Origin of the sequence: Psychrobacter sp. SHUES1 (assembly GCF_001652315.1) — a bacterium.
GTDB lineage: Bacteria > Pseudomonadota > Gammaproteobacteria > Pseudomonadales > Moraxellaceae > Psychrobacter > Psychrobacter faecalis.
Genome location: NZ_LXWA01000008.1, coordinates 36,348 through 47,735, shown reverse-complemented (window position 1 = coordinate 47,735; position 11,388 = coordinate 36,348). Strand labels below are relative to the sequence as shown.

General features: G+C 41.1%; 9 protein-coding genes and 1 riboswitch. Of the genes, 6 read left to right on the top strand and 3 right to left on the bottom strand.

The window, feature by feature from the left end:
- Positions 1-49 precede the first annotated feature (49 nt).
- Together A7325_RS00270 and A7325_RS00265 are read left to right on the top strand one after the other, a co-directional pair.
- Positions 50-1,384: an AAA family ATPase gene (locus A7325_RS00270; RefSeq protein ID WP_068403604.1), complete on the top strand. Its 1,335-nt coding sequence runs from the start codon at positions 50-52 to the stop codon at positions 1,382-1,384.
- A complete protein-coding gene (locus A7325_RS00265) occupies positions 1,368-1,988 on the top strand; it encodes a hypothetical protein (protein WP_068403601.1) in 621 nt (206 codons plus the stop codon). The genes A7325_RS00270 and A7325_RS00265 overlap by 17 nt, the downstream gene beginning before the upstream one ends.
- A gap of 393 nt (positions 1,989-2,381) precedes the next feature.
- On the opposite strand, the gene A7325_RS00260 is transcribed toward A7325_RS00265, so the two are convergent.
- Positions 2,382-3,278, bottom strand: coding sequence for an ABC transporter substrate-binding protein (locus A7325_RS00260; RefSeq protein ID WP_068403598.1), 897 nt, complete (start codon positions 3,276-3,278; stop codon positions 2,382-2,384).
- A gap of 151 nt (positions 3,279-3,429) precedes the next feature.
- Positions 3,430-3,547, bottom strand: a riboswitch (TPP riboswitch).
- Between the two features lie 449 nt (positions 3,548-3,996).
- On the opposite strand from A7325_RS00260, the gene A7325_RS00255 reads away from it, so the two are divergent.
- Complete coding sequence (locus A7325_RS00255; RefSeq protein WP_068403595.1) at positions 3,997-4,416, top strand: YbaN family protein; 420 nt, start codon at positions 3,997-3,999, stop codon at positions 4,414-4,416.
- Positions 4,417-4,703: 287 nt separating this feature from the next.
- Positions 4,704-4,913, top strand: a complete 210-nt coding sequence (locus A7325_RS00250; protein ID WP_068403593.1) for a cold-shock protein — start codon at positions 4,704-4,706, stop codon at positions 4,911-4,913.
- A 185-nt stretch (positions 4,914-5,098) separates the two neighbouring features.
- On the opposite strand, the gene A7325_RS00245 is transcribed toward A7325_RS00250, so the two are convergent.
- Positions 5,099-6,181: a YeiH family protein gene (locus tag A7325_RS00245; protein ID WP_068403590.1), complete on the bottom strand. Its 1,083-nt coding sequence runs from the start codon at positions 6,179-6,181 to the stop codon at positions 5,099-5,101.
- A gap of 201 nt (positions 6,182-6,382) precedes the next feature.
- On the opposite strand from A7325_RS00245, the gene A7325_RS00240 reads away from it, so the two are divergent.
- The gene (locus tag A7325_RS00240; protein ID WP_068403587.1) at positions 6,383-7,315 is read left to right on the top strand and encodes a LysR substrate-binding domain-containing protein; all 933 of its coding nucleotides are present in this window, start codon (positions 6,383-6,385) and stop codon (positions 7,313-7,315) included.
- A gap of 145 nt (positions 7,316-7,460) precedes the next feature.
- Here A7325_RS00240 and A7325_RS00235 read toward each other — a convergent pair whose 3' ends face one another.
- The gene (locus tag A7325_RS00235; RefSeq protein ID WP_068403584.1) at positions 7,461-7,922 is read right to left on the bottom strand and encodes a universal stress protein; all 462 of its coding nucleotides are present in this window, start codon (positions 7,920-7,922) and stop codon (positions 7,461-7,463) included.
- 392 nt (positions 7,923-8,314) lie between these two features.
- On the opposite strand from A7325_RS00235, the gene A7325_RS00230 reads away from it, so the two are divergent.
- Positions 8,315-11,380, top strand: coding sequence for an insulinase family protein (locus A7325_RS00230; protein WP_068403581.1), 3,066 nt, complete (start codon positions 8,315-8,317; stop codon positions 11,378-11,380).
- The last annotated feature ends 8 nt before the right edge of the window (positions 11,381-11,388 follow it).

Below are 11,388 nucleotides of genomic sequence, written 5' to 3'. Positions count from 1 at the left end.
AGTATTTCTTGTCAAATTCACGCTGAAGCGTAATTAAAGGTTATAACTCATGAAATTTATAATTGAGAATATTGGCAGTATTGAAAAAGCAGAGATTGAACTTAACAACTTAAGTATTATATGTGGTGAAAATGATTCAGGTAAAACAACTATTGCTAAAGTTGTTTATGCTGTTGGTCAGGCATCCTCTTTTTTTGCAACTGACTATCAGCTCAAAAAATATGATAAGTTTCGTAGTATTTATGATGCACTATCTCTGTACGTTAGAAGAATTTCCCAAATAGATTTTCCAGTCGAAGACTCACTAATTGAATTAATTGAGAAATTACAAATTACAGTTTTACATTTAAGACGGACTGCTGATGTAAATAGTATAGATGTAGATCTAATTTCATCTCTTATTGACAACATATTATTTTTAATTAAAGAGGATGAAAATAAAGAATTTAAAGAGGAATATAAAGATGATTTTGATAAAATATCAAAAATAAAAGATTTATTAAATGATCAATACCAAAATTTGGAAAAAGAGCCTATTCAAGATTTTATATTTCAAGCATTAAAGAGTGAGTTCTCAAACGACCTGTTGTATAAGAAAGAAGGTGTTAAAAAAGCGAGCTTATCATTTTATGATGAAGGAGAGGAAGTTTTTTCATTAGATTTTAATAATAAAAAAGTTCTGAAATACAGTACATCAAATAATTTACCAATAAAAGATTCAACACTAATCGATGGTCCATATGTGTTTCAAATATCACAGATTATCCATAGGATTTCAACAATCAATACTGTTAGGCGTAGAAATAATTTTGAATTGAACTTGCCGTATCATGTTATCGACCTATGTTCAAAAATAGATGGCAGTAAAAATATTACAGATGAAATTGGTTCAAACTGTAATTGGGATTCGAGTGGTTTCTATAAGGGATTTATGGACTTTAATACTGAAAGTCGTAGTTTTGAACTTTTTCAGGAAAAGAAAAGCTATACAGCAAATAATGTTTCATCAGGAATGAAATCAATTGCAATTGTTGATTTATTATACAAGGGAAGATTCATAAATAAGGATTCAATATTAATTATTGATGAACCTGAAACTAATTTGCATCCTAAGTGGCAAAAACTGTATGCACAAGCAATAGTTAGCTTAGCAAACCAAGGTACTAATATACTTATTAATACTCATAGCCCTTATATGTTAGAGGCATTAAAAATATATAGTGATAAAGAAAAACTTAAAGGTACTAAGTTTTATTTTACATCTAAAGAAGAAGATAAAAGTATTATTAACGATACTAATGGTAATATAAATCCAATTATTGAGGCATTATCAGAACCATTATATTCTTTAATGGAGGAGCAAGAGGATGTCTCAAATTTCTAATGAACAGAAATTAATAGATGGACTAAATGAACATTATTCTGAATCTTTAGCATCAATACAGGAAATTTCATACAATGTATCTAATGACAGATATTTTTTAGATATTAATTTCAAAGCTCTTCATGTTGATAATATTCCTGCTCTTACAGCTGATAAGCTAGAAGTAACTCATAGTTGTTCAACGGATACAATTTTATTTGATGAGTCTAATAGCACGCTATACCTAATTGAATTTAAAGAACAATGGCCTAGTGATAAGAAATCTAGAGTAAATATTAGATTAAAGTGCTATGACACCCTTTCAAAACTTTGTTTGTTTTGGGTAAACATACTAGGATATAAGAGAGAAGACTTTTTTAATTTAAGGTTTAAATACTGTTTAATTACTAGGGGTGGTAAAGGTCACCTTACATCAAACTCCTCTTTTTTAGATGCATTGGATTATACAAATCAATGTTTTAAACTAAAGCTTTTAGAAAAAACTTTTGTAGACGAAGCTAAAATATTGATAACCCCAAAGCATATACATAAACTGTTGTCCAGAGTTACGCAACAGAAACAGATGATTTATCATAATACTGATAAGACTCAAATACATTTTTAAAAAATATAGATTCTGTAAGTTTATTAGAAAAGGTTAATAATTTAACAGTACGTTCGATTTATTTCTGGCATGAGGAAGTTGCGCTTAAATTTATTTTCGTGTTTCAAGCAAAATAGAACTTAAGCTTAACTTTCCTATGAATTTACTAAATAGTTTTATTTAGAGATTATCAAGGCTGTTACTCACCGTCGGACAACGCTCGCCTCTAAGCAATCTTGCTATTGACGATACTGCGCCAATCACGCTCAAGCTCACTCGCCAAAGTCTGATAGAGATATACATCAGCTGCTTATATTAGTTTAATTTCGCTCTTATTTAAAACCAATAAAAAACCGCCATAGTAAACTCTATGGCGGTTTTTTATTATTCAAAATATCTTAACTTATAAAATGCCTACAGCGCCCACAGCGATTGATACTGCTCATCCGTCAACGTCACAATATCGATTTCAGCTAGCATCTCGCGCAGTTCTTGCCACTTACTGGCATCAGGCGTGATTGGCGTGATCAATCTACCTAGCGTATTATCGATAATCGCATCCATCAAGGCATCTGCGTCGGTTTGACTATAGTCATAATACATGCGGCGCGCAGACTTAGGCTCACTTTTACAGTGTTCTGTCATTTGATTGGTCACTTGGATAAAGGTATCTATCGCGTCTTTTTTCGCGCTATAAGTCTCATCAGTCGTGAGGATTTCTAACGCCGAAAAATTCGGATAAGGGGACAGATGCTGATCGATAAACGTAAAGTCTAAACCTTCATGAGTCGCCTTAACCCCTTCAAAGTTATAAAAGCACAGCCATGCACCATCGAGACTTAGGTCTTCTTGCAGGTTTTTTATATGGTAGAAGTCTTTTTGTACAAAGGTCACATTATCACGGCTGATACTAAAGCCGTTTTTCTTGGCATAGCGGGCTAATATCTCAAAGCCAATGCGATTGGTTTTTTCTTCAGCCGCTGGGGTACAAACGCGAATCGGTTGATTGTTCTTGAGCTTATCCATGCTGGATTGCTGCATCAATATGCCGCCATCGGTCTCAAAAAAACAGCCAAGCGCACGCAGATTAGGCGCGTAATGCTCAAACAGATGAATTGGCTCATTCACATGCAGATCGATGCTTTGATTTTGCAATTCAGCAAAGCCATCATAGTGGTCATCAGGCTCAATGATGGTGATATCTAGCCCTGCTTGCTCATACGCGCCTGTGGTCACACCCGCGATAAAGGGCAGGTGATCAGGGTTCAAAAACCATTCGAGGGTGAGGGTCAGTTTGGTGGTTGACTGCATGGTTGTTTCCTTTTTAATGATAGAAAACAATCAGACTGATGCTGTTTAAATAAAACAAAAAAGGTAAAACAAGAAAGGCAAAATCTCAACATGTAAGGCGCTATCAGATCAGCGCGTCAGGTAGAGGTTTCTCTTATTCATAGACTGCTTAGGGTCTGTCATGCTTGTTTCCTACGTCAGTGCTAACTGCTTCAGGTTCACGGGTGTCTCTCAGCGATGGTTTTAACAATCGTTACAAGGTTAAAAGCAAAGCACCCCGACAAGATTGAGTGGTGCTGCATTATTTTTGATCAGTACTGCTCATGAATCCGTACTGCTAATGACTATTATCGATAGCTACTGCATTATCATAGACGACTTGTAAGCGGTGATGCAAGCGTATCAGGAATGACAATGAAAGGTGATGACTGACGCTCGTTAACCGTCCTTTATAACAGTTCTCATTTGTGACGGCTTTTTATAAGCGCTTTCAATCTTATAGGCGCTTTCAATCGACGTGTTAATAGAAGAGCGCACTATCTGTAATTGGTACTTACCCAATCACTAACCAAACATACCGATTGATAGCAAAACCCTCATAAAAATAGTCTTGTAGCATATCTCCTCATACGGCATCCTTAGTGAGTTCTATAAGCCGCCGTCTTTGTCATAAATTTGCCGGCCAAAACCTGATTATCTGACACTATCCAACGATATCCACTATCCAACGACATCCTTTATGAGCCAAAAAAAGCACTTCTACTACCGCCCAAAGACCAATCAACACAATAGCCCAGCGGTGCGTTGGGCATTTTTGATATTTGGTTGGATATTTTTTGTCTTGGGGATTGTTGGGGCATTGTTGCCAGTGATGCCGACCGCCCCTTTTATTTTACTAGCGGCAGGTTGCTGGGCACGTAGCTCACGACGTTTTCATTTTTGGCTCATTAATCACAAGTATTTTGGTAAGTTTGTTCGCGATTGGGAAGAGCGCCGTGCCGTACCGCTATATGCGAAGTGGTTAGCAACGATTATGATGACACTATCGATATCAATGTTATTTTATCGTCTGCCAGCGGATATGGTGTGGATGGCGTGGCTAGTAGCAGCGATTTGCACTGGCGTCGCCATATATTTATTCCGTTTGCCGAATGCCTAGACTTAGCGGTTAAATGCTTAAAATTTTTGTTAATTGTCTAAAAATAAAGCAAATAAGTGCAAAAAATAGCCAATAATTGCGCTTTGTTACACTAAAGATAAGATAAGGCTTGCGATACTGCGCTAGGGCACCTATAATACCTCCAAGCTTAAGAGCAGTTCTGCACCAAATCATTACCTCGTAGTATTAGTTATAATCCTTCGTTTTAATATTTATCGTTCAGTAGCTATTTGCAAGCGTTATCGGCCAATTAGGCCAAAAATAAATTAAATATCAGGGTTATGACTATGTCAGACGTTCAAAAAGGTACAGTTAAGTGGTTCAACGAAGCTAAAGGCTTTGGTTTCATCGCTCCAGAAAATGGCGCAGACGTTTTTGCTCATTACAGCGAAATCACTGGTTCAGGTTTCAAAACTTTGGCTGAAGGCCAAGAAGTTGAGTTCACTGTAACTCAAGGCCAAAAAGGCCCACAAGCACATAACATCGTTGCTATCTAATTTGTCTTTATAGACAATTAGAGCTAGATGAATAAAAAAACGAGCCTTAGGGTTCGTTTTTTTTCACCTATTATTTATGTTTATTGCTTTTGATAAATAAATAGTAAAGTCTTAGAACAACAATGCCGACGATTATAGTGATAATCGTCGGCATTTTTAGTTTTATTGGTGCGTAAATAGCTTTTTTACAGTGAAGCGATGCCAATATTGATCAAGCCGCCACCAACGATTAACCAAGTAAACATAATGGCACCGAGTATCAATGGTTTGACGCCAGCTTGTTTAATGGCACTCATATGGGTGGTCAAACCAAGGGCAAACATTGCCATCGTCAATAAGACATCATCAAGCATGACCATGCTCTGCTCAAAGCTTGCCGTCATCGGTACCCACGTATGCAATACCACCACCAAAATAAAGATAAAGGCAAACCAAGGGACTTTCACTTGTTGCACACGATTTATGAAAGACGGCTTTTCGCCATTATCACTACTGGTTTTGGTTAAGGCAAACGATAAAATCAATAAGAAAGGCGCGAGCATCATCACTCGTATCATTTTTGTGACGACCGCGGTATTGCCAACCTCGGTGCTGACGGCGTTACCAGCGACCACTACTTGTGCCACTTCATGAATGGTTGAACCGGTATATATGCCGTATTGCTGAGCGTTTAGCCAAGGTTGTAGCCAGCCAAGTTGATATAAAAATGGATAGAGCAGCATGGCAATCGTGCCAAAGACCACCACGGTGGCAACGGCAATGGTGACTTTATGCGCTTCGGCTTTGACCACGGGTTCTGCGGCAATTACCGCTGCAGCGCCACAAATACTTGCCCCTGAGCCGATCAATAAGGTCGTTTGCTTATCGACTTTAAGCCACTTTGTACCGAGCCAATAGGTAAGTAAAAACGTTGAGGTTAATACCAATGCATCAGTCATTACGGCGGGCATACCAACGCTTGCGACTTGGGTTAAAGTCAGTTTAAAACCATAAAATATAATGGCTAGGCGCAGTATTTGACCTTTAGCAAAACCAACACCCGCACTTAATTGATCAGAAAAATTTGGATAAATCGTATTGCCAAGTACCATGCCAAGTAAAATTGCTAGCGTCAACGATGACAGACCAACAATTTGTCCATTTGACCATGTGTCTAGGCTGACATTTAACCACAAACAAAACAAGCTCCCAATCAGCACGACAATAAGTCCCATCGCATGACGATTATGCGGGAAGTAATTATGCATGGTTTGTGCCACTGCGTTCATATCGTACGCATCCTATTTTTTATCATCTATAATCGAAATAAGCATAAGCTTATGAATAGACAGTATAAGATAAACCGATTTATAATAAAAACAGATTAATAAGATATAAACTATCGATTTTTTAGGTTAGTAAGTTGTTGTAGGCTAGGTCATGTCCTAATTAGTTAAAGATAAAAGGCCGATGAAAGAGGTGATCCAATCATGAAAAAAGTTATGCAGCTGCTACCGAGGATTACCCTTAAGCAGCTATCGGTGTTTGTCAGTATTTATCAAACTGGCAGTACCAGCCGTGCCAGTGAAGAGCTGCATTTATCGCAGTCAGCGGTCAGCAGTGCACTCACTGAGCTGGAGGCGCGGTTACAAATGCCGCTATTTGAGCGCGTCGGTCGCAGGCTTAATCAGCATCCAAACGCCCATCCTATTTATATTCAGGCGCAAGCTATTTTGGGACAAGCTTTAACCCTTGAGCATTATCATAAGCATCAAGCAGGGCAGATTCATATTGGTGCTAGTACCACGATTGGTAATTATGTATTGCCACCGCTGCTTGCCAAATTGTACGAAGCGCTACCCGATGCCCATATCGATATGTATATTGCCAATACCCAAGAAGTGGTCGGCGAGGTTGAGCAATTAAATATCGATATTGCGCTTGTAGAAGGTATGCCGCGCCCGACAGATATGAAAGTGATTGAGCAGCGCGCTTGGCGGACCGATACCTTGATGGTATTTGCTAAATCTCATAGTAAATGGCTGGCAAACATGGACTATAACCATAAAGAAAAATGCTATGAGCTCAGCGTTGAACGATTGGCAAGGCTGCCATTACTGGTACGAGAGGCGGGTTCGGGGACGCGGCAGATTATCGATGAGCAGTTATTGCAGCATCTACCGCATGCCGAGATTGTCATGGCAATTCAGCAGTCAGAAGCCATTAAGCATATGGTCAGCGCCGATATTGGGCTTGGCTGCTTATCGCAGTATGTCATTCAAGCAGAATTGGATAAAGCAGAGCTGGTGCAGGTGAAAGTAGCAGGTATTGATTTAGCGCGCACGTGGTGGCTGGTGTGGCATAAAGCGCGTCATCAAAGCCCCATTTGGCAGAGTTTTATTGATATTTTGACAGAAGATTGATTTTAGTAGTAAACATAGAGGTATTGGATAGAGTCTCTACTATTTTGATGGATAATAAAACAGCGCACTGTCACACAGTGCGCTTTTCTCAATGAGCTTTTTTAATAACTTGGGAATTATGTTAAGTCTGTTCCTGTTATTAGGCTTATTTATTAACGGGTTTATCCAGTCGCACCACTAAGCTGTCGCATGGGACGTTTGGCAAGATATTATCTGCCGTCGCGCCACTTAGCCAAGCCGAGATACCGTGGCGCTCATGACGACCGATGACTAATAAATCAACGTCATGCTTATGGCAATAATTGACGATACCTTCACTGTTAGAGATAGCGGTTGTTACTTCAGAGTTGACCGCGTGCAAGTCATTACGCTCCAAAAATTGCGCCAGTTTGGCGCGCGCTTCTTGGCAGCGTTCATCATCGATTTCATCGTATAAGCTTGAGGCAGGCACCAGCTCATAGCCAAAGCCGACCATGGTATCTTTGACGATATGTAATACCGATAATTTGGCGTTCGGACGATTCTCGACGATACGTTTGGCCTTTTGGGCGACCACATCAGCGTCGGACATCAAGTCGGTGACCAATAAAATATGTTCGTAACTCATGAGCTGCTCCTTTTGACAGATGATTTCAACTATAGCACTACTACTGACTGCTGTTAAGTAGGCTTTGTTAAATCCACACTATCTTTATGATTTATTGTTGAAGCGTTATTATTTTTCTCCTAGCGCTATCTTGACTTATCAAGCCCTAAGCCCCATCTAGTTTCGTTAGGCAAATCCTTTTTAGCTGATAACTGCCATTCTATTTAAAGATTACCTATATTTTTATAACACTGCTATTTTTATAACTTTTACAACGCTATTAATTTTAGACCAATCAATTTTATAAATATAAACCTTTCCATTTTTGATTGTTTATCCTGAGATGCTTTATCAGTTAACGGCCACATGAGCGCTTAACGAAGAAGCTATCAGGTTACTCTATAAGGACAACTATGACTGACACGCCATTTACCGCTGATTTAACCCTACATCCAGCGTTTGAGCTGCTTGAGCACCGTCATATCGATGCACTGTCGATGGACGTATTGATAAGCCAGCACGTCAAGACAGGCGCCATGCATTACCATTTGGCGCATCCAAGCGATGAGAATGCCTTTTTGGTCGGCTTTCGTACTCAGCCAATGGACTCAAAAGGTGAGGCGCATATTTTAGAGCACGTGGCTTTGTGTGGCTCTGAAAAGTTCCCTGTCCGCGACCCGTTCTTTTCGATGATTAAACGTTCATTAAACACCTTTATGAATGCCATGACCGCCGCCGATTGGACGGCGTATCCGTACGCGACCCAAAATAAAAACGATTATTTTAACTTGCTAGCCGTTTATCTTGATGCGTCGTTTTTCCCCAATATTCATCCGCTGGATTTTGCCCAAGAAGGCATCCGCGTTGAGTTAGACGAAAACGATAAACCGCAGTTTAAAGGTATCGTCTTTAATGAGATGAAAGGCGCAATGAGCGGCGAGATTGACCAGCTTTATCATACGGTCGCCCATCATTTGTTCCCAACGACGACCTATCATTATAATTCGGGCGGCGATCCTGCTGATATTCCTGATTTGACCCATCATGAGCTGGTTGAATTTCATCAGAGCCATTATCATCCGTCAAACAGCGTGATCATGAGCTTCGGTAATATTCCGGTTGCCCAAACGCAAGCAAAAATTCATGACGATGCCTTGATTCAGTTTGAAGCGGGTAAAAAACACGTTTCGCGTCCAGAAAAACGTCTGTCTGCACCGATTAGCGCGGTTGATACTTATACTGCTGATGAAGCTGGTCCAGACCAAACGCATCATGTGGTGGCGTGGTTATTGCCATCGATTACCGATCCCAAGCAGCGTTTAGCACTGCGTCTATTAGAAGGCGTGTTGGTTGAGCATGCAGGCTCGCCATTGCGCGCGTATTTGGACAGCCATCCACTCGGTAAAGCGCCGAGTCCGCTATTGGGTCTCGATGACAGTCATTATGAAATGGTATTCTATACCGGTCTACGCGGTTCAAACCCTGAGCATGCCGAAGCGGTAGAGCAGGGCATTCTTGATTTACTTAAAGAGGTGGCGAGCAATCCGATTGATGATGAAACCATCGAAACCATTTTGCACCAAATCGAGATTGATCAGCGCCATATCGGCGGTGATAGCATGCCGTATGGTTTAAACCTTATGTTAGAGGGCTTTAGCACGGCGATTCATGATGGCAACCCTATCGATGTGTGGGAAGTTGATGAGCACTTGCAATGGCTGCGTGAGCAAGTCAAAGACGAACAGTGGTTACCGAATTTAATCAAGACCCATTTGCTCGATAATCAGCATCGTGTCCGTGTCACGTTGACGCCTGATAGCGAAAAAACTGCCCGTTTGGCAGCCGCTGAGCAAACCCGTCTTGATACCATTGCGATGGATTTGACCGCTGATGATAAAGCTATCTTAAAACAGCAAGCGCTTGATTTGGCAGCGCGCCAAGCTGCGCCTGATGATTTAAGCTTATTGCCAAAAGTTGGTCTAGAAGACGTGCCAACCGATATCAGCTTTAAACAAGGCACGCAAAAACAAGTAAATTTAAGCGGGCAAGACAGCACCTTATTTGAATATGAAGCCGGTACCAATGGCTTGTATTATTACCAAGTGATAGTGCCGTTGACCGATGCGATTGGTAATCAAGACACCAGCGAGCTACCGGTTAATGAAGTCATCAATCATCCGCTATTGCCGATCTATTTAAGCTTATTGTCAGAACTGGGCACGGACTCGCTAAGCGCTCATGAAATGCAGGCCAAGCAAGCGGCGCATTCATCAGGAGTGACGGCGCGTATCAGCCAGCGTACCAATATCGATGATAGCCAAGCGATTAGCAGCTACTTCGTCGTCGCTACACGCGCGCTAAATCGTAAGCCTGAAGCCATTGATTTGCTTAAAGAAGTCATGGAGCACAGCGTCTTTAGCGAGCATAACCGTATTAAAGAGATTTTGCAGCAGCGCGCAGCTGGTTGGCAATCAAACCTTGCCGGTTCTGGGCATTCGTATGCTATGCAAACCGCCAGTCGCGGCATGAGCCGTCAAGCGCAGTTAGAATATGTGCGTAGCGGGCTGCCAGCATTGAACGCGCTAAAAGACTTCTTAACCCACGCCAGTAGTGACGATAGGCAGTGGGATAAATTGGCAAGCAGTTTGATGGATTTACATCAGCGTATAATAAGTTTGCCGAAACACGCCGTCATTATCTGTGAAGCCGAGCAAACTGAACGTTTAAGTAATTTAATTGTTGAGAGCTGGAAAAACAGTAAAGCGTCACAAATTGCGGAAAAATTAAGCAATACTGAAACGGCTATTGAAGCGAGCATTCCAAGTGAGTTTGCAGATTTACAGTTAGACTCGGCGCTCAATGGTAAGAATGATGGCGCTCAATTAGAAGAGGTTACTGCTGACGATTTGGCGTGGCTAGTGCCGACCAACGTTTATCATAATGCCAGCGCTTATACTGTACCAGCCGCCGACCATCCTGATACGGCAGCCTTAATGGTGTTAGCGCCGTATCTGCGCAATGGTTACTTGCATAGTGCCATTCGTGAGCGCGGCGGTGCTTATGGCGGCGGTGCAGGTTACGATGCCAATGCTTGTGCCTTTAAGTTCTTTAGCTATCGCGATCCGCAGTGTGCTGAAACTTTTGCCCATTTTGATGCCAGTATCGAATGGCTATTAAACGAGCCGCAAACCGATGAGCAATTAGAAGAAGCCATCTTAGGTATTATCTCAGGCATGGATAAACCTGGCTCTCCAGCAGGCGAGGCGGTAAAAGCCTGCTTTGCCAATCTGCATCATCGCGGCGTCGACTGGCAGCGTAAAATGCGCGCAGCGATATTATCTGTGACGGTTGCTGACTTGCAGCGCGTCGCTAAGCAATATCTGCAAGGTCAAGACCATGTGCGAGCGGTATTAGCACCCTATGATAAAGAAGAAGCCGTAAAAGAGTTAGGTTTTAACGTTTGTAAAATTAAAAGCTAGTTGTTAAT